The organism is Photobacterium sp. CCB-ST2H9 (genome assembly GCF_023151555.2).
Taxonomy (GTDB): domain Bacteria; phylum Pseudomonadota; class Gammaproteobacteria; order Enterobacterales; family Vibrionaceae; genus Photobacterium.
In genome coordinates this window covers 3,424,715-3,451,234 of record NZ_CP100425.1, presented here as the reverse complement: position 1 = coordinate 3,451,234, position 26,520 = coordinate 3,424,715, and the positions used below count along the sequence as shown (strand labels likewise).

Below are 26,520 nucleotides of genomic sequence, written 5' to 3'. Positions count from 1 at the left end.
CCGGCCCGATCCGTCAGATCGGGCGAATGTTTACTTCAGGTGTTGAGAAAATCACCAGTATTTCAGGAGCAATCTCTGAAAAAGATCAGTCGTTGGCCATGTTCAGCTCTTTCAGTTTCCGGGTCAGGGTATTACGTCCCCAGCCGAGCAGTTTGGCGGCTTCCTGTTTGTGACCATGGGTAAACTCCAGCGCGGTATCGAGCAGAATGCGCTCAAATTCCGGCATGGCTTCGCCCAGCAGATTCTGATTGCCCTGCTGCAGCGCCTGACGGGCCCAGGTTTGCAGTGACTGGTGCCAGTGCGGCTCGCTGCCGTCGCCTGTGGGCTGGCTTTCTACTGTCGTCAGTTCCGGCGGCAGATCAGAAGGCAGGATCTCATTCCCGCTGGCCATGACCGTCAGCCAGCGACAGGTATTTTCCAACTGACGGACATTGCCCGGCCAGGGCAGGCTGGTGAGCAGGGTTTCGGTATCCGGATGCAGGGTTTTGATTTCCACACCCAGTTCGTCTGATGCCCGTTGCAGGAAATGCCGGGTGAGCTGCGGGATATCCTGACGGCGGTCTTTCAGCGCCGGCAGATGCACCCGGATGACGTTCAGGCGGTGGAACAGATCTTCCCGGAAATCGCCCTTGGCGACCAGACGCTCCAGATTCTGGTGTGTTGCGGCGATGATGCGGACATCCACGTTGATGGGCGAATGACCGCCAACCCGGTAAAACTGACCGTCGGCCAGAACCCGCAGCAGCCGGGTCTGAATATCCAGCGGCATATCGCCGATTTCGTCCAGAAACAGGGTGCCGCCGTTGGCCTGTTCAAAACGGCCCTGACGGATATTGTTGGCACCTGTAAACGCGCCTTTTTCATGGCCGAACAGTTCGGATTCGATCAGATCTTTGGGGATAGCAGCCATGTTGAGCGCGATAAATTCGTTTTCCCGTCTGGGGCTGTGGCGGTGCAGCGCCTGAGCAACCAGCTCTTTACCCGTCCCGGATTCCCCGTTGATCAGAACTGAAATCGACGAGCGGGACAGACGGCCGATGGCACGGAATACTTCCTGCATCGCCGGGGCTTCACCGATGATTTCCGGTGCCCGTTTGGTGATTTCTTCCGGCTGTTGCTGGCGTTTCTGCTCCTGACTGTGCGTGACTGCGCGTTCAACCAGACTGACGGCTTCATCAATATCAAAAGGCTTGGGCAGGTATTCAAACGCCCCTTCCTGATAGGCGTTGACGGCAGCATCCAGATCAGAATGTGCGGTCATGATGATGACCGGCAGGGTCGGGTAGTCGGTATGCAGGTTGCGTAGTAGCGTCAGACCGTCGGTGCCCGGCATCCGGATATCGGAAACCAGCACATCCGGGACGCTGCGCTCGAGTGCCTCCACGACGCTGTCGGCATCGGCGAAGGTTTCACAGCGCAGTCCGGCTGCATTCAGGGTCCGCTCCAGTACCCAGCGTATCGAGCTATCGTCATCGACAACCCAGATTAGTCCTTTGCTCATTGCGTGCCTCCGTTGTGTCCTTTGTTAGCGTACCGGGTCTAAAGGCTGAGGTGCGCCAGCGCCCGGCTGCTTTGTTATTCTGTCGTTTGTATCGGTAAATAAATGGAAAATTTGGTCTGTCCGGGCCAGCTTGAGACTTCAATCTTGCCGTGATGCTGGTCTATCAGATTCTGGGCGATGGACAGCCCCAGCCCGTTCCCGCCTTCGCGCCCGGTGACCATGGGATAAAACAGGGTGTCCTGAATATCTGCCGGAATGCCGGGACCGTTATCAATGATGTCAATTTTGGCCGCAATCCGGTGGCGCTGGCCGTGGATCATCGCCTGATGGGCCGTCCGGGTCTGCAGGATGATGATGCCTTCGCCCGGTTGCTGGCTCAGCGCCTGCGCCGCGTTGCTGACGATGTTGAGAATCGCCTGCTCCAGCTGCTCCGGATCCATACTGAAATCCGGCAGGCTGGGGTCATAGTCGCGCTGGATCTGCAACTGTTGCGCTCGGTGGTCCAGCGACACCAGCTGGCGGACTTTCTCCAGTACCACATGGATATTGCCGACCGTGCGTACGCCCGGCTTTTGCGGACCCAACAACCGGTCGACCAGGTTCCGCAACCGATCGGCCTGCTCAATAATCATCTGGGTGTACTCGGTGTAACTGGGATCGGGCAGGGTCTTCTCCAGCAGCTGTGCCGCGCCGCGCAACCCGCCGAGCGGGTTTTTGATCTCGTGCGCCAGCCCGCGAACCAGCTCCTTGGCCGCCTGCTGCTGAGCATGCTGACTGATTTCCTGACTGATCCGCCGTTGCTGGTCAACCGGCTTGAGTTCAAGCAGGATCAGCACTTCTTTCTGCCAGCTGACCGGGGTGGCGTTAATTTCCAGTGTGTGGTGACGACCGTCGATCACCAGAGTGACTTCACCATCGGTCAGCCCCTGGCCGCTCTGAACCGTGGCCTGGATCAGGCTTAAGTCCAGCGAACTGTGCTGGAGCAGGTCCGGAAACCGGCTGCCCAGCAGGCGTCGCTGGCTGCAGGACATCAGCTGTTCAGCAGCCGGATTGACATAGCGGATCTTCAAAGGCTCATCGAGCAGAATCACCGCAGTGACCAGATTGTTCAGGATCAATGGTGTAAAAGCGGCAGTCACAGTTTCATCCTTGTATTGGTGACCCGTGTTGCCCATGCTGGCGCAAACCGGATCGGTGCATTGCACTATTTTGGTGCATTACAGTGTAGCTCGTCTCTCAGCGCTTGTGCAGCACAATGTCGGTGAGCCCGGTTGTTTTCCGGGCCGATGCCTCTGAACTGGTTTAGCCAGCACAGCGCAGCGCACGGGAGATGGTGACTCGAATAGATAATGCAATAAGCTTGCCGTCTTTTGACAGCAGTCCGGATGCAAGGAAGATGGTCTGGCGGGAGGGGTCGGACAGGTTGCGCCAGTTCCGGGCAACAACGGATGAAGGTCGCAGAAATGCACCATCAGGGCGCACCGGGGCCGATGAACAGACAGAAAAAAGGCCTGCAATTGCAGGCCTTGGTCAGCATTTGAAGTTGCTGCTCTGATTTATACAGAGTAGTACAGGTCGAATTCCAGCGGGTGCGTCGCCATGTTAATGCGCTCAACATCTTTGGATTTCAGCGCGATGTAAGAATCGATGAAATCGTCAGAGAATACGCCACCGGCAGTCAGGAACTCACGGTCCTCATCCAGCGCTTTCAGTGCGATTTCCAGTGACTCTGCAACTTTTGGAATCTCTGCCGCTTCTTCTGCAGGCAGGTCGTACAGGTCTTTATCCATCGCTTCGCCTGGGTGGATCTTGTTCTTGATGCCGTCAAGACCAGCCATCAGCAGACATGCAAACGCCAGGTATGGGTTTGCTGCCGGATCCGGGAAGCGCGCTTCGATACGACGTGCTTTCGGGCTTGGAACCACTGGGATACGGATGGACGCAGAACGGTTACGAGCTGAGTAAGCCAACATAACCGGTGCTTCGAATCCGGGAACCAGACGCTTGTAAGAGTTGGTTGACGGGTTTGCAAAGGCGTTGATGGCACGCGCATGCTTGATGATACCGCCGATGTAGTACAGTGCAGTTTCAGACAGACCGCCGTACTTGTCGCCTGCAAACAGGTTCTGGCCGTCTTTCGCCAGAGACTGGTGAACGTGCATACCTGAACCGTTGTCACCAACCAGTGGCTTCGGCATGAAGGTCGCAGTTTTGCCAAACGCGTGCGCGACGTTGTGCACGACATATTTGTAGATCTGAATTTCGTCTGCTTTTGAAGTCAGGGTGTTGAAACGGGTTGCGATTTCGTTCTGACCAGCAGTCGCAACTTCGTGGTGGTGCGCTTCAACAACCAGGCCCATTTCTTCCATGATCAGACACATGGCAGAACGGATGTCCTGAGATGAGTCAACCGGTGCAACCGGGAAGTAACCGCCTTTCACGCCAGGACGGTGACCTTTGTTACCGCCTTCAACGGTCGAACCTGTGTTCCATGCCGCTTCGATGTCGTCGATCTTGAAGAAAGAACCGGACATGTCGGTCGCGAATTTCACATCGTCAAACAGGAAAAATTCCGGCTCCGGGCCCACCAGGACGGTATCTGCGATGCCAGTGCTGCGCATATATTCTTCAGCACGTTTCGCGATAGAACGCGGGTCACGGTCGTAGCCTTGCATGGTTGCAGGCTCCAGGATGTCACAGCGGATGTTCAGTGTGGCATCTTCGGTGAATGGGTCCAGTACCGCGGTTGATGCGTCCGGCATCATCACCATGTCAGATTCGTTGATGCCCTTCCAGCCAGCGACCGAAGAACCATCAAACATTTTACCGTCTTCAAAGAAGTCAGCGTCGATCTGATGAGCGGGGATAGAGATGTGTTGCTCTTTACCTTTGGTATCGGTAAAGCGTAGGTCAACAAATTTAACTTCGTTTTCCTGGATCAACGCGAGTACGTTTTCTACTGACATCTTAAGTAACCTCCGGTGTTAGATTTGGGCAACTGGCCGCAAAAAAAATATTTGGAAGGGAACAGTCATGTGCTCCGATACCAAGAACTTTGCGAAATCCATGCCAACTTTTTAAAGCCCCAAAATTGCCATCAATACGCCCTGTTATGGCGCTCAGTACAGAAAAACTTGGGCTTCCATGCACTGATATGGTGAAAGTGTGCACCATTGTGGTGCATTGGGTCACTTTCCGACTTGGCTGGCCTGACATGCAAGCCGATCCAAGAGTCAGGCTATATTTAGTTCACATTGGTTAATTGTCAATCACCAACACTACTGATTGCATTCTCTATAAATAGCCAGAGAAAAGAAGATTATCATGCAATCAGTTTAATTTGCTGTTTTTAATGATATTTTTACGTTTAATCCTCATTGTGATGTCGGGCCGGTTCGGCTGCGATGATATAAATCACATAATTGCTGGGTTTTGACGTAAAATCTGGTAGATTATGAGCCGTTTTTTTAATCAGTGGCTGCCTCGTGAAACAGGTGGTCGCAACATCTGAGTGAATGCCAAATCCATGTCTAATCCACAGATCGATAAATTACGTAATATCGCAATCATTGCGCACGTAGACCACGGTAAAACTACCCTGGTAGATAAACTGCTGCAGCAATCAGGTACTTTGGACTCCCGTGGCGGCGTTGAAGAACGCGTGATGGACTCCAACGATATCGAAAAAGAGCGTGGCATTACCATTCTGGCGAAGAACACCGCCATCAACTGGAATGATTACCGCATCAATATCGTGGACACCCCGGGACACGCCGACTTCGGTGGCGAAGTAGAGCGTATTATGTCGATGGTGGATTCCGTACTGCTGATCGTTGATGCCGTGGATGGCCCGATGCCACAGACCCGTTTCGTAACGCAGAAAGCGTTTGCACACGGTCTGAAGCCAATCGTGGTTATCAACAAAATTGACCGTCCGGGTGCGCGTCCTGACTGGGTGATGGATCAGGTCTTTGATCTGTTTGACAATCTGGGTGCGACCGACGAACAGCTGGACTTCCAGGTGGTTTATGCGTCAGCGCTGAACGGCTGGGCTTCTCGTGAAGAAGGCGAGACTGGCGAAAACATGGAACCGCTGTTCCAGGCAATCGTTGACAACGTAGCTCCGCCATCAGTTGACGTAGACGGCCCACTGCAGATGCAAATCTCTCAGCTGGACTACAGCTCTTACGTCGGCGTCATCGGTGTAGCCCGTGTGACCCGTGGTTCTGTGAAACCAAACCAGCAAGTGACCATTATTGGTGCAGACGGCAAAACCCGTAACGGTAAAGTCGGTACTGTCATGGGTTACCTGGGTCTGGAGCGTCACGACATCGAGCGTGCGACTGCCGGTGACATCATCGCGATCACCGGTCTGGGTGAGCTGAAAATCTCTGACACCATCTGTGACGTCAACGCTGTTGAAGCGCTGCCGGCCCTGAGTGTCGATGAGCCAACTGTGACCATGACCTTCCAGGTGAACACCTCTCCGTTTGCCGGTAAAGAAGGTAAGTTCGTGACCTCTCGTAATATTCTGGAGCGTCTGCAGAAAGAGCTGGTCCATAACGTTGCTCTGCGTGTCGAAGAAACTGAAGATCCGGACAAATTCCGCGTATCAGGTCGTGGTGAACTGCACCTGTCGATTCTGATCGAAAACATGCGTCGTGAAGGCTTCGAGCTGGCGGTATCTCGTCCTGAAGTTATCATCAAAGAAGAAAACGGCCAGCTGATGGAACCGTTTGAGACCGTGACCATTGATGTGATGGAAGAGCATCAGGGCGGTATCATGGAGAAAATCGGCCTGCGTAAAGGTGAGCTGAAAGACATGGCACCGGATGGTAAAGGCCGTGTTCGTATGGACTTCGTCATGCCGTCACGTGGTCTGATCGGTTTCCAGACTGAGTTCATGACGCTGACTTCTGGTTCTGGCCTGATTTACCATACGTTCGATCATTACGGTCCGCACAAAGGCGGCGAGATTGGTCAGCGTATCAACGGCGTGCTGATTGCAAACGCCGCGGGTAAAGCACTGACGAACGCCCTGTTCAACCTGCAGGAGCGTGGTCGTCTGTTCATCGGTCACGGTGTGGAAGTTTACGAAGGGATGGTGATCGGTATTCACAGCCGTGACAATGACCTGACGGTGAACGCCCTGAAAGGCAAGCAGCTGACGAACGTCCGTGCATCCGGTACCGATGATGCGCAGGTGCTGACTACGCCAATTAAGTACACCCTGGAACAGGCACTGGAATTCATCGATGACGATGAGCTGGTGGAAGTGACGCCTGAAAGCATCCGTATCCGTAAGAAACTACTGACGGAAACCGATCGTAAGCGTGCAAGCCGCGGTGCGAAGTAAGATTTGATGTGGTGCGCCAGTGAACTTGGCGCACATGAAAAAAATCCCCCGTCCGGTCTGTCCGGCGGGGGATTTTTTTATCAGTTGTGACCGGGATTAACTGTTGTGATTCAACTGGGCGACAAAGCGTTCCGACTCACTGATTGCCGTTCGCATATCGTTGATGGCGCGCTGGATATCGCGTTCCAGTGAACGGAATTCGCCCTGAAGGGAGCCGATGGCCGCTGCGTTCAGGTTATGTTTCAGGTAAAGGCTGTTGTCACGCAGTGTATTGAGGACCGGCTTCATTTTCGCTTCCGCCCGATGCATGGCTGCCAGCATTTTCTGGTAGGACGCCCGGGTTGCTTTCAGTTTTTTCTCGCTGTCACGGCGCAGGGTCGCGCTGGAATACAGGCTCAGCTCTTCCTGCCACTCTTCAAACAGGGCATCGGCGACATCTTCGATTGCAGCAATCCGGTCACTGACTTTGTCAGTTGCATCGGCGCTGGCTTCGTACTGAGCGTTCACACGTTCATAAGTGGCTTCCAGTTCTCCGCCATTGAAGTTGGTGAGTGACTGCAAAGCTTCCAGAGCTGAAGTAAACTGCTCCTGAGCATCCTGTTGTGCTTCGGTGGCGTCTTCCACCCGGTCGACCATGATGTCGCGTTTATGTACACCCACGGATTCCATGGCTGAATAATAGGCGCTCTGACAGCCGGACAACAGGGTCAGACTCAGCAGCAGAACAAAAGCATATCGCATTGGGGGGCTCCTGACTGGCGACAGGGTTAGTTGTGATTCTTTCCCGGACGCACTATGTTGTTGATATACCCAAACAACCTGACGGCGGCATTGGTGCCTCCGGCTATTTTTCGACGCAAGATGCTGATTTAGAAAAGGGTTGTTTGATTCAATGAACGAATGAAAGCAAAGATTCAATCAATATGCCAGATAAAAAAATCATGCGACGCCCGGGTTTGCGCCAGACGCTCACAGTCCTGTGGCATTTTGTGCAGTATTTGCACCGCCGTATCGGCCACGACCGCCTGACGGTCATTGCCGGATCCATGGCCTATGTGACCTTGTTGTCATTGGTGCCACTGATCACTGTGGTGCTGTCGGCACTGTCGAGCTTTCCCGTGTTTGCTCCGCTGGGCGAGCAATTACAGGGCTTTGTGTTTGAAAATTTCGTCCCCACAGCCGGGGATGTGGTGCGCAACTATCTGAACCAGTTTGTAGCCAACGCTGGAAAGATGACGGCGGTGGGGATCGGTGCCCTTTTTGTAGTCGCCATTTTGCTGATCTCTGCCATCGATAAGTCGCTGAACTTCATCTTTCGGGTTCGCCAGCACCGCCGCATGGTGATTTCGTTTTCGATTTACTGGATGGTCCTGACGCTGGGCCCGATTCTGGTTGGCTCCAGTCTGGCAATCAGCTCATATCTGGGCTCTTTGAATATCATGGGGAGTGAAACCGCTAGCGGGCTGTTGCGACAGCTGCTGCGCGGACTGCCGGTGCTGATGTCAACGCTGGCGTTTCTGGGGCTCTATCTGCTGGTGCCTAACACCAAAGTCCGATTGCGCAATGCCCTGATTGGTGCTCTGATCGCAAGTGCCTTGTTCGAGCTGAGCAAAAAGGGCTTTGCCCTCTATATCACCAATTTTCCGTCCTATCAGGTGATCTACGGTGCACTGGCCGTGGTGCCGATTCTGTTCGTTTGGGTGTACCTGTGCTGGTGCATTGTGTTGCTGGGCGCCGAAATTACCGCCAGCCTCTGCGAAGAGCAGCACTGGATGAAGCGGGGGCATGCAACACCATTGCCGCAGGGTGGGGAGGAGAAAAGTGCGCCTCATTTGACGTCAGTAGACAAAGGGCCGGACAAAACCGACAATTCCTCCTCTGAACTTTGAAAGCTGTAGGGGAAACAGAATGATTGCGCTTATACAACGGGTCAGCGAAGCCAGTGTGACGGTCGATGGGATGGTGACCGGGGCTATTGGTCAGGGGCTGCTGGTATTACTCGGTGTCGAAAAAGGGGATGATGAAGCCAAGGCCCGTCGTCTGCGTGATAAGGTACTGGGCTATCGGGTGTTTGAAGATGAAGCCGGCAAAATGAACCTGAATGTGCAACAGGCCGGCGGCAGCGTGCTGGTGGTGTCGCAGTTTACCCTTGCGGCGGATACCAACAGCGGGATGCGTCCGAGTTTCTCAGCCGGGGCGAATCCGGCAGATGCAGAGCGCTTATATGAATATTTTGTTCAGGCCTGCCAGGAGAAAGAGATCCGCACCGAAACCGGGCGTTTTGCGGCCGATATGAAGGTCGCACTTCTGAATGATGGTCCTGTCACTTTCTGGTTACAGTGCTAGCCTGCACAAATGCGCTCGGTTTGTGAGTCAGCCGCGATGCACTCAGAACACATCGGGTGTACCGCGCAAATGGATTTGAATGATTGGAGAAAGATGGAATGTTTCGACTGATCACACCGCAATCTGACGCGGAACTTGATCGCTATTTCGATTTTCGCTGGCAGATGCTGCGACAGCCCTGGCACATGCCTGTCGGCTCAGAGCGCGATGCATATGACGCCCTCAGCTTCCATCGCATGATTGTAGATGATGACGGCCAGCCGGTGGCGATTGGCCGGTTGTATATGACCCCGGAGAACGACGGTCAGATCCGCTATATGGCCGTCCACCCCAATTACCGTAATAAAGGGATGGGGGGACTACTGTTGATGGCACTGGAGTCACTGGCCCGGCAGGAAGGTGCCAAACGCCTGGTTTGTAATGCCCGTGAGGAAGCGATTCGCTTTTATCAGATGAACGGCTTTGCCAATCAGGGAGAGCTGAGCGAAGAGCGTGGGCCGGTCCGTCATCAGCAGATGCTGAAATATCTCGACCCGCTGACCGAGGTGGTACGCCATCCGGACTGGTGTCAGGAGCTGCAGGATGTCTGGCAGTCACAGATCCCGATCAGTGACAAGATGGGCGTGAAGATCAGCCAGTACACCGGGTATCGTTTCGAGGTCAGTGCTCTGCTGAATGCCAATCTCAACCCGAGGGCGACCATGTTCGCCGGCAGTATCTTTACCATGGCGACACTGGCAGGCTGGGGTTTTCTCTGGATGCTGCTGAGAGAACGTCAGCTCAAGGCCGACATCATGTTGGTCGACAGCCGGATCCGCTATTCAGCCCCGGTAAAATCCAGACCGCGGGCGGTGACCGGAGTCGAAACCCTGACCGGCGATCTGGACCGCATCGCCAACGGCCGCAAAGGCCGTATGGTGGTCGAAGTCCAGGTGTTCAGTGATGAAACTCTGGCCGCGACTTTTACCGGGACCTATATGCTTTTCCGCTCACAGGATGACGACACGCGGGTCTCCTGCTGATGACTGTGCCAGCGTTTGGTGAGCTGCTGGCAGCCATCGCTGGCCTGTAACTCAACGGTACTGTCTGCCGGTGCTGCCAGATCCCAAGCGCCCTGCAATTCAGCATGCAGCTGCGGTCCCTGTAATGCCAGGGGCTGGAGAGTGATCCGGCCGCGATCGGCTTGTATCATCAGCGGACTCAGGGTTACGGGCATCAGCGATTCGCTGGTGTCAGTACCGGGCTGGAAGCCTGCCGGTTTATCACCGGCTTGCCAGCGCGCCATCAAAGTGCTTTCTTGCTGGGTCAGCGACAGCTGACGGAATTTGGCTTCCAGCTGACCATGGAGGCTGTAGGCCAATCCGCGCTGGAACTGTCCCAGACCGCTGGCTTGCGTCTGAATATCCATGGCGCCGTGCAGCGGGAGCGGCAGGCCCAGCCATTGGCTGAGCATCTGCGGCGGCAGACTGTCACCGGAGAGCTTGAGCTGCCACGGCCAGCCAGCTTCGCCGAGCTGTATCTCACCTTTACCCTCCAGCAAACCCGCTTCAATCGGCAGTGTCAGTCGGGTCAGTTGCCAGTGGCCAGCCTGACTGCTCATGGTCAGCAAGGGGTCCCGGATTGTGATTTGGCGGATATTGGTAAAACCGGCACCTGCCGCAAACTCGCCCTGCCAGAGACCGGGCTGCCCTTCATGCAAGAGCACCATACCCGTCCCCTCCAGGTTGATATCGCTGAACTGAAAGGGCAGCGGTGCATATGTTCCGGTGATCTGGCTGTAACCGACGGACAACTGATCGACGGTCAGTTCATTCAGCTGATGCCACCAGGAATCGACCTGCTGTTGCAGCGGATTCTGCGGTTCCGCATGCCCCATGAGCCAGGCCTGAATAGCCTCTGGCATGATCCAGCGAATCCCTTTCAGTTCCAGCTGGTGCAGCAGCAGGGCATCCGGTGTCAGCGTCGCCTCGGTTCGCAGGTAACCTTCCAGTAAACGTGCCGAGAACCCCTTGAGGCTGATTTGTCCCGGCGTGAGGTGTAACTCGGTTAACGGATTTTCCAGCAGCAGATCGTGCCAGCGCAGGGTTTCAGCCCCCAGTGACAGCCGGGCGTCTTTTTGTTGCCAGACTTCTCCCGGCCACTGCCAGTTCTCCAGCGCCAGACTGGCGTGATTGATGCTGTAATGATTGTGCTCCAGACTGCCGTCGAGGATATCCAGCCGGCGTATTTCAACGCTGAGAGCCTTCTGGCGGGCTTCTGTGGCCAGACTCATCAGGGGCTCAAGCGGAAAATGTTCGTCCACCTGCAGTCCGCTGGCCGTCAGCTGGTGGACAATCAGGTGGTGTGTGTCGGTGTCGAATTCAGCCTGGCCGTTGAAATCGGCGTTCTGCCAGTGGAAAGACAGACCGTAGAACGTCCAGCCTTTTGGAGAGTGCTCGCCATCGAGCAGCAACTTGTCCAGAGTCTGCTGCTGCCAGAGCATCTGGTCTGCGGTCAGTTGAAAATCGCCGCTGAAGTCTCCCCAGGGTGACTGACTGTTACGCCAGTTATCTAACTGCAGCCGGGCATTTTCCAGACGGAGTTCGGGCAGGTTTAGGTTCAGGTTCGTCAGGGCCAGACGCTGCGTGTTGATGGTGCCGCTTTCCAGCTGCAAATCCGGGAGGTTATCCACGGTGAGTCCCTGGATTAGCAGGCTGTCAAAATGCCAGCCTTCGCTGAACAGTGATTTTGGGGACAACCAGAGGTCAATTCGTTCGGCCGTTTGTTCTGAATGGCCCTGTTGTTGCCAGCGGGGCTGGATCAGTCGCAGGTGACGGGGGTTGTCTTGCAGGGAATACTGCACATCTGTGACCTGGAAATTCGTGTCGCTCAGATGATGGATCAGAGTATTGACCAGAAAAGCGCTGTGACGGGTATGCAGCAGTATGATTGCAATGCTCACTGTCATCAGCAGCAGAATGATCAGGCTAGCCAGAATTTTTGCGATAAAACGCATGCCGAACTCCATATCAGCCGCCCAACCACGTTTAGGCCGCTGCCGGGCAATCGGGCGGTGATGAAATTCCTGAGAAAACTGCATGGTAAGGTCGGTATCAAAAGAGTGACGGAAATGCGACATCTTGGCAAGGAATGCGGCTGGTTTTTGCTGGTTATTTAGCTTTTCATGAAGAAGTTCAGCTGAGTGTGTGATTGCTTCAGAGACAAAAAAGCCCTGCTGTGCAGGGCTTGTTCAGTTTGATGATTTATCAGTCGAGCTGAGGGCCGGCAGCAACCAGGGCAGCACCCTGTTCGTTGTCGGTGTATTTCTCGAAGTTGTTGATGAAACGCTGTGCCAGATCGTGGGCTTTTGCTTCCCACTCGGCCGCGTTGGCATAAGTATCGCGCGGATCCAGAATGTCCGGGTTGACGCCCGGCAGGGCTGTCGGCACGGTCAGGTTGAAAATTGGTACCTGCTTGGTGTCGGCAGCTTCAATGGAACCGTCCAGAATTGCGTCAATGATGGCGCGGGTATCCTGGATAGAAATACGTTTCCCGGTGCCGTTCCAGCCCGTGTTGACCAGATAAGCTTCTGCACCGGCTGCTTCCATGCGCTTGACCAGCACTTCCGCGTACTGCGTCGGGTGCAGGCTCAGGAAGGCATTCCCGAAGCAGGCAGAGAAGGTTGGTGTTGGTTCGGTAATACCACGCTCTGTACCGGCCAGTTTGGCTGTGAAGCCGGACAGGAAGTGATATTTGGTCTGCTCAGGTGTCAGTTTGGACACCGGTGGCAGAACACCGAAAGCATCAGCAGAGAGGAAGATCACTTTGTTGGCATGACCGCCGCGGGAGACGGGCTTCACGATGTTCTCGATGTGGTACAGCGGGTAAGAGACGCGGGTGTTTTCAGTTTTGGAGCCGTCATCAAAGTCAATCGTGCCGTCCGGACGGACCGTCACGTTTTCCAGCAGGGCGTCGCGACGTATGGCGTTGAAGATATCCGGCTCTGCCTCTTTGGACAGCTTGATGGTTTTGGCGTAGCAGCCCCCTTCGAAGTTGAACACGCCGTTGTCGTCCCAGCCGTGCTCGTCATCCCCGATCAGCTTACGTTTCGGATCAGTCGACAGGGTGGTTTTCCCGGTTCCGGATAATCCGAAGAAGACAGCAACATCTCCGTTCTCTCCCTGGTTGGCAGAGCAGTGCATGGAGGCGATGCCCTGAAGCGGCAGGAAGTAGTTCATCATGGAGAACATACCTTTCTTCATCTCGCCGCCGTACCAGGTGCCGCCGATCAGCTGTACACGCTCAGTCAGGTTGAACACGGTGAAGTTTTCCGAGTTCATGCCGTGCTGTTGCCATTGGTCATTGGTGCACTTCGCGCCGTTCATTACAACGAAGTCAGGCTTGAAGGTCGCCAGCTCTGCTTCACTCGGGCGGATAAACATGTTTTTCACGAAGTGGGCCTGCCAGGCAACTTCGGTGATCACACGAATGCACAGGCGGGTGTCCGGGTTGGCACCACAGTAACCATCGACGACAAACAAACGTTTGCCTGACAATTGGTTGGCAACCAGTGTTTTCAAATCCTGCCAGACTTCCTGGGTCATCGGTTTGTTATCGTTATTGCCTTGATCTGACCACCACAGGGTGTCGCGGGTGGTGTCATCTTTGACAATGTATTTGTCCTTCGGGGAGCGGCCGGTGAAGATACCGGTATCGACTGCAACAGCGCCCAGTTCAGTCACTACGCCTTTTTCATAGCCTTCCAGTTCAGGCTTGGTTTCTTCAGCAAAAAGGACTTCGTAGCTCGGATTACGAAGGACTTCTTTCACGTTTTGGATACCGTACTGGCTTAAATCCAGTGTTTGGTTAACCTTTTGTTCCTCGGCGTGCACGACTGTCATCGGTGGCTCCTTGGGGGTAAGAGGGGTTATTGGCTGTCTTTTTTTACCCTGAAGTCAGGGAGGTAACTTTTATAGTAACCACATACAAAATATGGGAATTGGCTAGTGTTTTTATCTGTACCTAAACTAATTTTACCCTCTCAGGTAAGGGTTGTACCAGCGGTAAGCGATTAATATTACTTGCCAATTAAGGCGGGTGAAGCTGTATTTCCTTTTCAGAAAACAGCAGGAAAGTGTGCCGGAGTTAAAAAAAAAGCCAGCACGGTGCTGGCTTTTGTAATTTAATTTCAGTGTTAATAATTTCTGAAAATTAATGAAGCTGTGAATCGTCGCCTTCAGAACCGGTTTCGAACAGGCTGGCTACGTCAATGCTGTCAAAGTCATAGCTGGTACCGCAGTAATCACAGTGCAAAGACAACTTGCCCTCTTCCTGCAAAATACGTTCAATCTCGGCACGATCCAGAAGTTTGATGGCGCCTGCGCTGCGTTCACGGGAGCAGCCGCAGTGGAAAGCGACCGGTTGCGGTTCAAACAGCTTCACTTTCTCCTGATGGTACAGGCGGAACAGTACATCTTCAGCTGCCAGTCCGAACAGTTCATCATTTTTCACCGTTTCGGTCAGCTGCTCCAGATGTTCGAAATCGCTGGCATCGCCTTTACCGTCCGGCAGGATTTGCAGCAACATTCCCGCGGCTTTTTTCTGGCCTTCCAGCTCGCCGGTACGCAGCCAGATTCGGGTCGCAAGCTGCTCTGAATTCGCAAAATAGCTTTCCAGACAAGCTGCCAGGTTGTCGCCTTCCAGGCCAACAACGCCCTGGTAACGCTCACCCTGATCCGGCGTAATGGTGATCACCATGTGGCCTTTGCCCATCAGGTCGTGAATATTGCCGTTGGCAGGGATGTTGCCATCCCAGCGGGCTACACCGCGCATCTGCTGGTTGTGATCACCGTTAATCACCGCCAGTTTCACCGGACCGTCACCCTGGAGTTGCACAGTAACGGAGCCTTCGAATTTCAGGGTTGCCGTCAGCAGGCTGGTGGCAACCAGCAGTTCACCCAGTAAGGTCTGCAGCGGCGCCGGGTAGTCTTTACTATTAATAATATGCTGATAAGTGTCGTTCAGTTGTACGAGTTCACCGCGTACAGAGACATCGTCGAACAGGTAACGGTAGAGATTATCGCTGGTCATGATTTGGTTTTCTCCGGCAGTCACTGTTAGTGATTGCTTTTAAACTTAAGTATATCGCGCCGCTGCTTTTTATCCGGACGCTTCTCCGGGTGCGGGTTGTTGTGTGCGTTGAGTTTACGCATCTGAGCCTGCTTCTCGCGCTGGGCAAGGCTGGCTTCGGTTTCCTGATACAGCGTTTGGGCTTCGGGGGCACCCCGACGGGTACCGGACACGATGAGGATAGTGACTGTTTTTTCCTCATTGCCCTGCCGCAGTTTGATTTCGGCGCCGACTTCGACAAGTTTGCTGGGCTTGGAGCGCTGACCGTTATAGTGAACTTTACCGCCGTCGATCATATTGCGTGCGATCGAGCGAGTTTTATAGAAACGGGCAGCCCACAGCCACTTGTCTAACCGCACATCAGGTGCATCGGATTCGGAAATTTGCCGACTCATTTTCTGGCTCCTTACCCAAATGGGCGCTAAAAATATCACATCGGAAAAGCTGCGTCAGCTTTACTAAATGGTGATGCCAGATCGCAAATTCAACAATGAATGGGAATTTGCTCACACGAAACGGCATTCTTATTGAATGAGTTATGTTTTTTCATTGATTGGGTTTGCTATATTAACCTGTCATGCAACAAGATGAGCTTTCATGGGTATGCAAAAAATTGCAGCTTTTAACAGGAACCTAAGCAAAGACTTGCTTGTCATAATATTGATTACACAGAGTCACGAGGCAGAAACAGTCAATGGATGTAGCTAGGGTAACAATGCAGTGGCGTCAGGCAGTTGCGGGTAAACGGATGCCTTCCATGCAGACCCTGACCCGGATCGTGACCTGGTGGCTGGTGATTGTGCTGGCCTGGGTGTTGGGACGCCTGCTGTGGTCCTTTTTGCAGCCGGTAGAAACCCCTCCAACCTGGCAGGCGCCATTGGTCACGGCCACCGGGAGCAAGCAGGAAGGATTCCAGATCTCAGATATCACCAGTATGGAGCTGTTTGGCCGGTACCGGGCGGATACCCCGAAAGTAACCCCGCAGAAACCAGTCAAACAGGACGCGCCGGAAACCAAGCTGAATCTGACACTGGTTGGGGTGGTCGCAAGCGACGATCCCGGCACCAGCCTGGCGGTGATTACGAACCGGGGCAAACAGAATACTTACGGTCTGAATGAAGCGATTGACGGGACACGTGCCACCTTGCAGGCCGTCTTTGTTGACCGGGTGATTATCCGCAACAACGGCCGGGATGAAACCCTGATGCTGGACGGCGTAAAGTTTGGCCAGAGTGCGTCACGTTCAACCCCGCCACCGCCGGCTACAAGAGCTGCACCTGAGCCTGCGCAGGGCGGGGCGGATGAGCTGGCGCAGATTAAGCAGGAAATTCTGGAGAAACCGCAGAATCTTTTTTCTTACATTCGGCTTTCACAGGTGAAGCAGGATGGAAATTTGCTCGGCTATCGGGTCAATCCGGGGAAAAACCGGGTGCTGTTTGATGCCGTTGGTTTACAGCCGGATGATCTGGCGGTCAGCCTGAATGGCAACGATTTGAAAGACGAGGCTGTGATGGCACGGCTGTGGACCGAACTGTCTTCGGCCACGGAGCTCACGCTGACCGTTGAGCGCGATGGCCAGTTACATGACATATATATTGAGCTGCAATAGCAGCCTGAACACATTGCGTACACACGCAGGAGTTAGTTGTGAAAAAATGGATGGGTAAGGGCACCCTATGGCTGGCGGCCAGCCTGCTATCGGCTCCTCTGATGGCGAGCGAATTCAGCGCCAGTTTTAAAGGAACTGATATTCAAGAGTTTATTAATATTGTCGGACGGAACCTGCAAAAGACAATTATCGTAGACCCATCTGTCAGGGGACAGGTGAATGTACGCAGTTACGATTTGTTAAATGATGAGCAGTACTATCAGTTTTTCCTGAATGTGCTGGAAGTATATGGGTTTGCTGTCGTCGAGATGGACAACGGTGTACTCAAGGTGATTCGTGACAAAGACGCAAAAACTTCTTCAATCCCCGTGGTCGACAGCAAAACACAGGCTCAGGGCGACGAAGTCGTGACCAGGGTTGTGGCGGTACGTAACGTGTCGGTGCGGGAACTCTCTCCTTTGCTGCGTCAGCTCAACGATAATGCCGGTGCTGGTAACGTCGTGCACTACGATCCGGCAAACATCATTATGATCACCGGTCGTGCGGCCGTTGTGAATCGTCTGGCCGAGATCATCGAGCGGGTTGACCGCGCCGGCGATAAAGAAATCGACGTGGTGGAGCTGAATAATGCCTCCGCGGCGGAGATGGTCCGGATTGTCGATGCATTGAATAAATCAGCCGATGCCAAGTCCACACCTGAATTCCTGCAACCGAAGCTGGTGGCGGATGAACGAACTAACGCCGTGTTGCTGTCTGGTGACCCGAAGGTACGTGAACGCCTGAAACGTCTGATCCGTCAGCTGGATAAAGAGATGGCGAGCGCCGGGAACAACCGGGTTATTTATCTGAAATACGCCAATGCTGAAGATTTGGTGGACGTGCTGAAAGGGGTTTCGGATAACCTGCAGGCTGAAAAGCAGGGAAATGCGAAGACAACCAACACGAAAAATGAAGTGATGATCGCTGCCCACGCCGATACCAACGCCCTGATCCTGACGGCACCGCCTGATATCATGCGCGCGATGGAAAACATCATTGCTCAGCTGGATATCCGCCGTGCACAGGTGCTGATTGAAGCCATGATCGTTGAGCTTTCCGAAGGTGCCGGGATTAACCTCGGGATTCAGTACGGCTCAAAAGAAAATGGTGTTGTGCAGTTTGGCAACTCCAACGTGCCGATTGGTCAGTACCTGATTGGTCTGGAAGAAGCCAAGGACACAACTACAACTGAGCAGCGTTTTGACAACAATAACAATCTGGTGGATGTCGAAGTGACCGAAAGCGGTGACTTTACGACGTTGGGTCAGGTGTTGTCTGGTGCCAACGGCGCGGTGCTGGGGCTGATCATGGGTGACTGGACTATGCTGGTGAACGCCGTTGCCACGGATCGTGAATCGAATATTCTGTCTTCGCCAAGTATTACCGTGATGGATAACGGTGAAGCTTCGTTCATCGTCGGTGAAGAAGTGCCGGTGGTGACGGGTTCGACTGCCAGTTCCAATAACGATAACCCATTCCAGACCGTTGAGCGGAAAGAAGTGGGTATCAAGCTGAAAGTAACTCCGCAGATTAACGAAGGTGACTCAGTTCAGCTGAAAATTGAGCAGGAAGTATCCAATGTCCTGGGTGCAAACGGTGCGGTCGACGTTCGCTTCTCCAAGCGTCAGCTGACAACGTCCGTCTTGATTCAGGACGGTCAGATGATTGCACTGGGCGGCCTGATTCAGGACCAGTCGAACGAGAACGAATCGAAAATTCCGCTGCTGGGGGATATCCCGATTCTGGGCCATCTGTTTAAGTCCAACAATACCAGTAAGGGCCGCACAAACCTGATGGTCTTTATTAAACCGACCATTATTCGTGATGGGGTGACGGCTGATGGGATCACCCAGCGCAAGTACAACTACATCCGTGCCGAGCAGCTGTACAAAGCGGATGAAGGTCTGCGCCTGATGCCAAACAGCAAGTCGCCTGTGTTGCCGAAATATGGTGATGATATTGCGCTGCCGCCTGAAGTACGGGCCTTTGTCTCCCGTCTGGAGGAGCAATAATGAACGACGTGCACCCGACTGAACTGGTGCAGTTCCGTTTACCGTTCTCATTTGCCAAGCGTCATCAGGTGGTACTGGAGGCAGGCGAGCAGGGCCGGGTGCTTTATCATGGCAGCCCGCTGAAAGCCGTGGTCCTGGCGGAAGTCCGCCGGGTTTGCGGTAGCAGTTTTCATGTTGAGCAATTGACACCTGAAGCTTTCGAATTGCGCCTGACAGAAGCTTATCAGCGTGATTCGTCGGAAGCCCGCCAATTGATGGAAGATCTCGGCTCCGATAGCGATGACTTTTTCTCGCTGGCTGAAGAGTTGCCTCAGACGGAAGATTTGCTTGAATCTGAAGACGATGCGCCGATCATCAAATTGATCAACGCGATGCTGGCAGAGGCTATCAAGGAAGGTGCGTCCGATATTCATATTGAAACGTTTGAAAAGGCTTTGTCGATTCGTTTCCGGGTCGATGGCGTGCTTCGAGAAGTGTTAAACCCGAGTCGTAAACTTTCACCGTTGCTGGTGTCTCGTATCAAGGTTATGGCACGACTGGATATTGCTGAGAAGCGGGTCCCGCAGGACGGCCGGATTTCACTTCGCATCGGTGGCCGTGCCGTCGATGTGCGGGTGTCGACCATGCCTTCCTCTCACGGTGAGCGAGTAGTGCTGCGTTTGCTGGATAAAAACGCAACCCGGCTGGATCTGCACAGCCTGGGGATGACTCCCCGGATTCATGAGAGTTTCCAATACATCATTCAGCGTCCGCACGGTATTATTCTGGTGACCGGTCCGACGGGTTCCGGTAAGTCAACGACGTTGTATGCGGGCCTGCAGGAGCTGAACAGCTCAGAGCGGAATATTCTGACAGTTGAAGACCCGATTGAATTTGATATTGACGGGATTGGCCAGACACAGGTCAATACCAAAGTGGACATGACCTTTGCCCGCGGCCTGCGTGCAATTCTGCGTCAGGACCCGGATGTGGTGATGGTTGGTGAGATCCGTGACCTTGAAACTGCCTCAATTGCAGTTCAGGCGTCCCTGACCGGTCACATGGTGATGTCAACGCTGCACACCAATACGGCAGTCGGTGCGATTACCCGTTTGCGTGACATGGGCATTGAGCCTTTCCTGGTTTCGTCTTCTCTGTTGGGGGTACTGGCACAGCGTCTGGTGCGGACCCTCTGTAAGGAATGCCGGAAGCCTTATCTGGCAGATAATGAGCAGAAGAAACTTTTTGGTCTGCCTGAGTATGAATCCCTGACTCTCTATCATCCTGTCGGCTGCGAGCATTGTAACAACAAAGGCTACCGGGGCCGGACTGGTATTCATGAACTGTTGCTGGTCGATGAACAGGTACAGGAACTGATCCATGCCGAAGCCGGTGAGCAGGCCATTGAGAAGGTGGTCCGCCAGCATACGCCGAGTATCCGTGATGACGGACTTGCGAAAGTTCGCTTGGGGATCACGACGCTGGAAGAAGTGATGCGGGTCACCAGGGAGGGATAATGGCAGCGTTTGAATATAAAGCGCTGGATGCCAAAGGGCGCCAGAAAAAAGGGGTCATGGAGGCGGATACGGCGCGCCAGATCCGTCAGCAACTGCGGGAGCAGGGGCTGATCCCGGTTGAAGTCAGCCAGAGCCATGAAAGAGAAAAACGCAAAGCGGGCGGTCGTCTGGTGCTGCGCCGCGGCATCAGTACCAATGAATTGTCTTTGCTGACCCGGCAGCTGGCTACGCTGGTTCAGGCCGGAATGCCGCTGGAAGAGTGTCTGCGAGCCGTTGCCGAGCAGAGTGAAAAAGTCCGCCTCAAGAACATGATACTGGCCGTACGTTCCCGGGTTGTAGAAGGTTACACCCTGTCCGACAGTATGGCGGAATTCCCTCATATTTTTGATCAGCTGTTCCGTGCCATGGTGGCGGCCGGTGAAAAATCCGGCCACCTGGATACCGTGCTGAACCGGCTGGCTGATTACACGGAAAATCGCCAGAAAATGCGCAGTAAGCTGCAGCAGGCGATGATCTATCCCACCATGCTGACGCTGGTGGCCGTTTCCGTGGTTGCTTTCCTGCTGGCAACGGTTGTTCCAAAAATTGTCGATCAATTTGTTCATATGGGCCAGGAACTGCCGCAGATCACTCAGGTGTTGCTGGCGGCCAGTAACTTTGTCCAGCACTGGGGATTGCTCGTCGTTCTGGCGATCCTGGCACTGATTATGGGAGTCCGGATGGCACTGCGCCGTCCTGATCTGCGTTTAAAGTGGGACCAGCGTATGATGAAGGTGCCGGTGATCGGTAAGGTTGCCCGGGGGCTGAATACCTCGCGCTTTGCCCGGACACTGTCAATTTGTACCTCGAGCGCCATTCCGTTGCTGGATGGGATGAAGGTGGCGGCTCAGGTCATGACCAATACCTGGGTAAACCAGCAAATCCTCGAAGCAGCAGATAAAGTGCGTGAAGGGGCCAGTCTGCGGGTCTCGCTTGAGCAGACAAAACTGTTTCCGCCCATGATGCTGCACATGATTGCCAGTGGCGAGCGCAGTGGTGAGCTGGAGCAGATGCTGACCCGGGCAGCAGATAATCAGGACCGGGACTTTGAGTCACTGGTCAATATGGCACTGGGGGTGTTTGAACCCCTGCTGATAGTAGTGATGGCCGGGATAGTAATGTTTATTGTCATTGCTACCCTGATGCCAATTATTGCCCTGAACAATATGGTGGGCATGTAGTTTTTCCTTTTGGAGGTTTTTGCAATGCAACGTCAACAACGTGGTTTTACCCTGCTGGAAGTCATGGTGGTTATCGTGATTCTCGGTGTTCTGGCCAGTCTGGTCGTGCCGAACTTGCTGGGTAACAAAGAGAAGGCGGATCAGCAGAAAGTGGTGACCGATATCGGTGCACTGGAGCAGGCGCTGGACATGTACAAACTGGACAACAGTGTGTACCCGAGCACGGATCAGGGACTGGCTGCGCTGGTTACGGCTCCGTCATCCACGCCGGAGCCGCGTAACTACCGTACCGGTGGCTATATCAAGCGTCTGCCGAAAGACCCTTGGGGTAATGATTACCAGTATGTGATGCCTGGCGAAAATGGCCCGGTCGATGTGTTCAGCCTGGGTGCTGATGGTCAGGAAGGCGGTGAAGGTGTGAATACCGATATCGGCAACTGGAATATGCTGGACTACCGTTAATTTCCGATATGTATCGAAAGGCTGCTGGTTTTACCCTGATCGAACTGCTACTGGTGCTGGTGCTGCTGGCAACCAGCGCCGTAGCCGTTATTTTCACCCTGCCTGCCCCGAAAGACGATGCGCTGAAAGAAGAGGCGCATCGCTTTCAGTATCTGGTGCAGCTGTTGGGGGAGGATGCGATGCTCAACGGGCGTGATTATGGTGTCCGGGTTGACCGACAGGGCTATCGCTTTTTTGAGCTGGCGCCGGATGGCTGGCAGCCGTTGAAAGACTCCCGTTACTTTACGGAAGTAACGCTGCCGGACACATTGGGAATGGAGGTCAAAATCGGCAGTAATGCCTGGCAGGACGATGACCGTCTGTTTGAGCCGGGGACATTGTTTGATGAAGACCTGTTCGCGGAGGAAAAGGAGAAGCAGGCCCGGCCACCGCAAATTATTGTCATGGCCAGTGGTGAGTATACTCCGTTTACCGTGACCTTTGATGCCAGCGGAGAAAGTGATGTCTGGCGGGTTGAAGCCGATGAAGTGGGACAGCTGCACTTGCTGGCTCCGGGCGAAACCCGCGAGGGGAAGAAACCATGAAAGATGGCCTGACGAAATTCACGCAAACCGGATTTACCTTGCTGGAAGTTCTGGTAGCGCTGGCCATTTTTGCCACCGCTGCCCTCAGTGTTATGAAGGCTGTTGGTCAGCACATCAACACCGTGGGTTATCTGGAACAAAAAACTTTTGCCACCATGGTGGCGGACAATGAACTCGCCCGGCTCCGCATTGCCGGTGAACGGCTGACGGCCGAGAAAAAAGGCAAATCAGAGCTTGCCGGGCAAACTTGGTACTGGTCAGTGAACAGCACGAAGACCGCAGATGGCTACCTGAGAGCTCTGGATGTGTCTGTGGCGACTGATGAAGCGATGAAAGACCGGGTAACCACCCTAAGGACCTACATTGAAAACTGAGCGTCGCCCATCCGGGCTGCAGCGTTCAGCCGGATTTACGCTGCTGGAAGTGCTCGTTGCGATTGCCGTCTTCGCCATGCTCAGCATGTCTGCTTATCAGGTAATGAATGGGGTTCAGCGTAGCGATGAGCAGTCTCGCGAGCATAATGAACGCTTGCAGGAAATACAGCGTGCGATGGTGATGCTTGATGGTGATTTCCGCCAGATGGTTGCCCGCCAGGTCAGACAGCAGGGGAACAATGAAAGTGGTCCGCTGCTGCAAAGTGGCGAGTATCTTCTTGATTCTTCAAGTCATGGTATCCTTTTTACCCGAGATGGCTGGCAAAATCCGCAGCAGATGTTTCCCCGCAGCGAAATTCTTCGGGTCGGTTATCGGATCATTGATGAGACGCTCGAACGGGTCTGGTTTCGTTATCCGGATACGGTGGTCGGCACTGAGCCGCTGGTACGCAAGGTCCTGACCGGCGTGACCGCACTGTCGTTTCGTTACTACGGCGCGGAGGGCTGGCAGGACAGCTGGACTGACAGCGGGGCATTGCCCAAAGGGATTGCCGTTACGCTGACGCTGGATGATTTCGGCAAAGTTGAACGCGTATATATGCTGCCGGAGGCGAAACTGCCTTCGGCAACCAAAAAAGACGGGGATGCAGATTCATGAGGCGGTCACCAGCGAAACAGCGCGGGGTTGCCCTGATCGTTGTCCTTCTTCTGCTCGCCATGATGACACTGCTGGCTGTACAGATGACCGATCGCTTGCAGCTGAATTTCTACCGGGTTGAAAACCAGGTGTTTAACCAGCAGGCCTACTGGTACAGCCAGGGGATGGAGCAGCTGGCGAAAGTTGCAATCGAGCAAAGTCTGTCTGACAGCGACACGGTGAATCTCAGTCAGGTCTGGGCGACAGAAGGCCAGAGCTACCCGTTGGATAACGGGGAAGTGAAGGGCAATATCTATGATCGCCAGGCCTGTTTTAACCTGAATGCTCTGTCCGGCCAGGCGCCGGAGCAGGATCGAACCAAAAAGCCTTTCCGGGTCCGTTTTCTGCAGGCCTTGCTGGAAGAAAGCGGCAGTGAAAGTTATGAAGCCGAAGTGGCGGCGGACTCCGTCTGGGAATATGTCGATCCGGATGAAACTGTATACAGCGCTTATGGTGCGGGTGACAGCAGCTATGAGGGTTTTTCACCGCCTTATCTTCCCCCCAGAAATCTGATGGCGGATGTGACCGAATTGCGGGCGGTGAGTGGTGTGAGCGCCAAAATGTTCCAGCAGGCACGTCCATTCTTGTGTGCTTTGCCCACCACCGAGCTGCTGATTAACGTGAATACCATCAAAGCGACTCAGGCTGCCTTGCTGGTCGGGGTATTCAGCCCTGAGCTGAGCCTGGATGATGCCCGACAGCTGATTGAAAATCGTCCTTATGATGGCTGGCAGGATGTTGAGGCCTTTTTGGCAGACGGAGCAATCAGTCGTCTGACCAAGACGGTCAGAGATCAGGCGAAGCCTTATCTGGCCGTCAAAAGTGATTATTTTGAGCTGGATGCTGAAGTGAAAGTAGACCGGGCTCGATTAAGAATACTGGCCCTGCTCAAACGAGACGGGGAGAACAAGGTGACGGTTGTGCGTCGCCGATATGGAGGAATGAGTGAGCGAGTTTCTGACGATAAGGCTAAGTAGCCGTCCTGCCGGGCCGGTGCATTGGCTGGTCTGGTCGCCACAGCAACAGGAAGTAATTGCCTCGGGTGAACTGGCTGACAGCAGTCAGCTCAGCGAACTGGCGGATTACGGTGCGAACCGGCCGGTGTACTTACTGGTGCCGGGAAGTGATGTGCTGCTGAGTCAGGTGTCAATTCCATCAGGGTCCGGACGCCAGCTTGCGCAGGTGTTGCCTTACCTGCTGGAGGAAGAGCTGGCTCAGGATGTCGATGATTTGCATATCCACATGCTGAAGCGTGAAGCGGATAAAGCGCATGTGGCAGTGGTGGGTCATCAGCGGATGCAGGACTGGCTGTCACTGTGTGAGGATGCCGGGTTGTCTGTCCGGAAAGTTATTCCGGACTGTCTCTGCCTGCCGGCATTTGAGAACAGCTACAGTGCCGCGGAAATCGATGGTCAGTGGTTGCTGCGGCAGTCAGTGACACAGGGAATATGTGCAGACAGTGAGTGGCTGGCAAGTTGGCTGACGGCACAGAAAGTTCCTTTGATCAGTCAGGCCATGGAAGAAGATATCTCTGAGGAGGAGGTTGAAGCTGAAGTGGCTGAAGAACTGGCAGGCGGAGATGCCGAGGTGGTTCAGACACGTATCCGTCATTTCACCCCGGCACCGTCGGGTATGCCCGGGGTTTGGCAGGCTGAAGCACCAGAACTTGTGATGGCGCTGCTGGCAAAAGGGGCGCACGAGAGTAAATCCAGCCTGTTATCGGGCCCTTACAAGTTGCAGCCTACCTGGCATAAGGCACTGAAGCCCTGGCGTAAAGTCGGCATTGCCGCTGCGTTGCTGTTAGGGGGCATGGTGGCTGAATATGTGGTTCGGGTGCAGAGCATCGAGCAGCAGGCAGAGGTCTATAAAGAAGAGAGTTACCGGATTTTCCGTGAGGTGCTGCCTCAGTTTAAGTCAATACCGAATACAGGATATGTGAAGCGTCAGTTCAATGATGAAATGAAACGCCTGGGCGGCGCGGAATCCGGTGAGGGACTGTTGCCGTGGCTGGTCAAATTGCGGCCGGCTCTGAGTAGTGTGCCGCAGCTGACCGTCCAGAACCTGAAATATGATCAGAACCGTAAGGAGCTGCGTCTTCAGGCAATTGCAGCGGAGTTCCAGCACTTTGAGCAACTCAGGGTAATGCTGGTGAAAGAATTTGAAGTTGACCAGGGCCAGCTGAACCGGGAAGGCCAGCAGGTAAGTGGTGCGCTGGTACTGAGGAGGCGTTCGTGAATCAGTGGTTTAAGTCCTTAACCAGCCGTGAACAGCGCTTGGTGATCGGTGGCGGAATTGTGCTGGTGATTGCCGTCCTCTACTGGGGGATCTGGCAGCCGATGGCTTTACGCGCGGAACACGCCGAAAATGAGCTGAAAAACCAGCGCCAGTTACTGACCTGGGTGAGCAGCAAAGCGGATGATATCATGAAGCGCAGAGCGAAAACCGGCGCGTCTGGGAGCATCAGTCCGACAGGACTGAATCAGGTGGTCAATGAAACGACCCGGCGATTCCGGATTGAACTGATCCGGATGCAGCCGCAACCGCGCGATGAATCGGTACAGGTCTGGGTTCAGCCTTTGCCGTTTAATACCCTGGTGAACTGGCTGGCATTTCTCCGGGATGAGCATGGGATTGAAGCGAAATTTCTGGATGTGTCCAAAACCGATCAGGCCGGTGTGGTCGAAGTAAACCGTTTACAGTTGGGACGAGGCTAAGC

Annotated in this window: 23 protein-coding genes; 15 read left to right on the top strand and 8 right to left on the bottom strand. The window is 54.1% G+C overall.

The window, feature by feature from the left end:
* Nucleotides 1–85: 85 nt before the first annotated feature.
* The 3 genes from glnG to glnA all read right to left on the bottom strand — a co-directional run bounded on the left by glnG (nucleotide 86) and on the right by glnA (nucleotide 4,467).
* Entirely contained in the window at nucleotides 86–1,501 is a 1,416-nt protein-coding gene (glnG, locus tag L4174_RS15890; protein ID WP_248144665.1) for a nitrogen regulation protein NR(I), read from the bottom strand.
* Nucleotides 1,502–1,575: 74 nt separating this feature from the next.
* Nucleotides 1,576–2,640: a nitrogen regulation protein NR(II) gene (gene glnL, locus L4174_RS15885; protein ID WP_248144666.1), complete on the bottom strand. Its 1,065-nt coding sequence runs from the start codon at nucleotides 2,638–2,640 to the stop codon at nucleotides 1,576–1,578.
* A 417-nt stretch (nucleotides 2,641–3,057) separates the two neighbouring features.
* Complete coding sequence (gene glnA, locus L4174_RS15880) at nucleotides 3,058–4,467, bottom strand: glutamate--ammonia ligase (protein WP_248144667.1); 1,410 nt, start codon at nucleotides 4,465–4,467, stop codon at nucleotides 3,058–3,060.
* Between the two features lie 560 nt (nucleotides 4,468–5,027).
* Between glnA and typA the strand changes: the two genes are divergently transcribed.
* Nucleotides 5,028–6,857 (top strand): translational GTPase TypA, encoded by a 1,830-nt coding sequence (typA, locus tag L4174_RS15875; protein WP_248144668.1) that lies wholly within the window; start codon nucleotides 5,028–5,030, stop codon nucleotides 6,855–6,857.
* A 96-nt stretch (nucleotides 6,858–6,953) separates the two neighbouring features.
* Here typA and L4174_RS15870 read toward each other — a convergent pair whose 3' ends face one another.
* Nucleotides 6,954–7,598: a DUF2959 domain-containing protein gene (locus tag L4174_RS15870; RefSeq protein WP_248144669.1), complete on the bottom strand. Its 645-nt coding sequence runs from the start codon at nucleotides 7,596–7,598 to the stop codon at nucleotides 6,954–6,956.
* 200 nt (nucleotides 7,599–7,798) lie between these two features.
* On the opposite strand from L4174_RS15870, the gene L4174_RS15865 reads away from it, so the two are divergent.
* The 3 genes from L4174_RS15865 to L4174_RS15855 all read left to right on the top strand — a co-directional run bounded on the left by L4174_RS15865 (nucleotide 7,799) and on the right by L4174_RS15855 (nucleotide 10,225).
* A complete protein-coding gene (locus L4174_RS15865) occupies nucleotides 7,799–8,746 on the top strand; it encodes a virulence factor BrkB family protein (RefSeq protein WP_248144700.1) in 948 nt (315 codons plus the stop codon).
* Nucleotides 8,747–8,765: 19 nt separating this feature from the next.
* Nucleotides 8,766–9,203, top strand: a complete 438-nt coding sequence (gene dtd / locus L4174_RS15860) for a D-aminoacyl-tRNA deacylase (protein ID WP_248144670.1) — start codon at nucleotides 8,766–8,768, stop codon at nucleotides 9,201–9,203.
* Nucleotides 9,204–9,301: 98 nt separating this feature from the next.
* Entirely contained in the window at nucleotides 9,302–10,225 is a 924-nt protein-coding gene (locus tag L4174_RS15855; protein WP_248144671.1) for a bifunctional GNAT family N-acetyltransferase/hotdog fold thioesterase, read from the top strand.
* On the opposite strand, the gene L4174_RS15850 is transcribed toward L4174_RS15855, so the two are convergent.
* The 4 genes from L4174_RS15850 to hslR form a co-directional block, all read right to left on the bottom strand.
* The gene (locus tag L4174_RS15850) at nucleotides 10,177–12,282 is read right to left on the bottom strand and encodes an AsmA family protein (protein ID WP_248144672.1); all 2,106 of its coding nucleotides are present in this window, start codon (nucleotides 12,280–12,282) and stop codon (nucleotides 10,177–10,179) included. The two genes, L4174_RS15855 and L4174_RS15850, sit on opposite strands and share 49 nt — an antisense overlap.
* 166 nt (nucleotides 12,283–12,448) lie before the next feature.
* Nucleotides 12,449–14,083, bottom strand: a complete 1,635-nt coding sequence (pckA, locus tag L4174_RS15845) for a phosphoenolpyruvate carboxykinase (ATP) (protein WP_248144673.1) — start codon at nucleotides 14,081–14,083, stop codon at nucleotides 12,449–12,451.
* A 310-nt stretch (nucleotides 14,084–14,393) separates the two neighbouring features.
* On the bottom strand, nucleotides 14,394–15,272 hold the full coding sequence (gene hslO, locus L4174_RS15840) for an Hsp33 family molecular chaperone HslO (RefSeq protein ID WP_248144674.1): 879 nt from the start codon (nucleotides 15,270–15,272) through the stop codon (nucleotides 14,394–14,396).
* Between the two features lie 26 nt (nucleotides 15,273–15,298).
* Entirely contained in the window at nucleotides 15,299–15,706 is a 408-nt protein-coding gene (gene hslR / locus L4174_RS15835; protein ID WP_248144675.1) for a ribosome-associated heat shock protein Hsp15, read from the bottom strand.
* Between the two features lie 299 nt (nucleotides 15,707–16,005).
* On the opposite strand from hslR, the gene gspC reads away from it, so the two are divergent.
* Genes gspC through L4174_RS15780 form a run of 11 tightly spaced genes read left to right on the top strand, consistent with a single transcriptional unit; the run spans nucleotide 16,006 to nucleotide 26,518 of the window.
* Complete coding sequence (gspC, locus tag L4174_RS15830) at nucleotides 16,006–16,920, top strand: type II secretion system protein GspC (protein WP_248144676.1); 915 nt, start codon at nucleotides 16,006–16,008, stop codon at nucleotides 16,918–16,920.
* A 38-nt stretch (nucleotides 16,921–16,958) separates the two neighbouring features.
* On the top strand, nucleotides 16,959–18,971 hold the full coding sequence (gene gspD, locus L4174_RS15825; RefSeq protein ID WP_305885150.1) for a type II secretion system secretin GspD: 2,013 nt from the start codon (nucleotides 16,959–16,961) through the stop codon (nucleotides 18,969–18,971).
* Entirely contained in the window at nucleotides 18,971–20,467 is a 1,497-nt protein-coding gene (gene gspE / locus L4174_RS15820; RefSeq protein ID WP_248144677.1) for a type II secretion system ATPase GspE, read from the top strand. Before gspD ends, gspE begins: the two co-directional genes overlap by 1 nt.
* Complete coding sequence (gene gspF, locus L4174_RS15815; RefSeq protein ID WP_248144678.1) at nucleotides 20,467–21,687, top strand: type II secretion system inner membrane protein GspF; 1,221 nt, start codon at nucleotides 20,467–20,469, stop codon at nucleotides 21,685–21,687. The genes gspE and gspF overlap by 1 nt, the downstream gene beginning before the upstream one ends.
* A 24-nt stretch (nucleotides 21,688–21,711) precedes the next feature.
* Nucleotides 21,712–22,149 carry a type II secretion system major pseudopilin GspG gene (gspG, locus tag L4174_RS15810; protein ID WP_248144679.1) on the top strand — a complete coding sequence of 146 codons (438 nt, stop codon included), beginning with the start codon at nucleotides 21,712–21,714 and terminating at the stop codon, nucleotides 22,147–22,149.
* Between the two features lie 8 nt (nucleotides 22,150–22,157).
* Nucleotides 22,158–22,733, top strand: coding sequence for a type II secretion system minor pseudopilin GspH (gene gspH, locus L4174_RS15805; RefSeq protein ID WP_248144680.1), 576 nt, complete (start codon nucleotides 22,158–22,160; stop codon nucleotides 22,731–22,733).
* A complete protein-coding gene (gene gspI, locus L4174_RS15800; protein ID WP_248144681.1) occupies nucleotides 22,730–23,107 on the top strand; it encodes a type II secretion system minor pseudopilin GspI in 378 nt (125 codons plus the stop codon). The genes gspH and gspI overlap by 4 nt, the downstream gene beginning before the upstream one ends.
* Nucleotides 23,097–23,765 (top strand): type II secretion system minor pseudopilin GspJ, encoded by a 669-nt coding sequence (gspJ, locus tag L4174_RS15795; protein WP_248144682.1) that lies wholly within the window; start codon nucleotides 23,097–23,099, stop codon nucleotides 23,763–23,765. The genes gspI and gspJ overlap by 11 nt, the downstream gene beginning before the upstream one ends.
* Nucleotides 23,762–24,781, top strand: coding sequence for a type II secretion system minor pseudopilin GspK (gspK, locus tag L4174_RS15790; RefSeq protein ID WP_248144683.1), 1,020 nt, complete (start codon nucleotides 23,762–23,764; stop codon nucleotides 24,779–24,781). Before gspJ ends, gspK begins: the two co-directional genes overlap by 4 nt.
* Nucleotides 24,750–26,039 carry a type II secretion system protein GspL gene (gene gspL / locus L4174_RS15785; protein WP_248144684.1) on the top strand — a complete coding sequence of 430 codons (1,290 nt, stop codon included), beginning with the start codon at nucleotides 24,750–24,752 and terminating at the stop codon, nucleotides 26,037–26,039. Before gspK ends, gspL begins: the two co-directional genes overlap by 32 nt.
* Nucleotides 26,036–26,518 carry a type II secretion system protein M gene (locus tag L4174_RS15780; protein ID WP_248144685.1) on the top strand — a complete coding sequence of 161 codons (483 nt, stop codon included), beginning with the start codon at nucleotides 26,036–26,038 and terminating at the stop codon, nucleotides 26,516–26,518. Before gspL ends, L4174_RS15780 begins: the two co-directional genes overlap by 4 nt.
* Nucleotides 26,519–26,520: the final 2 nt, after the last annotated feature.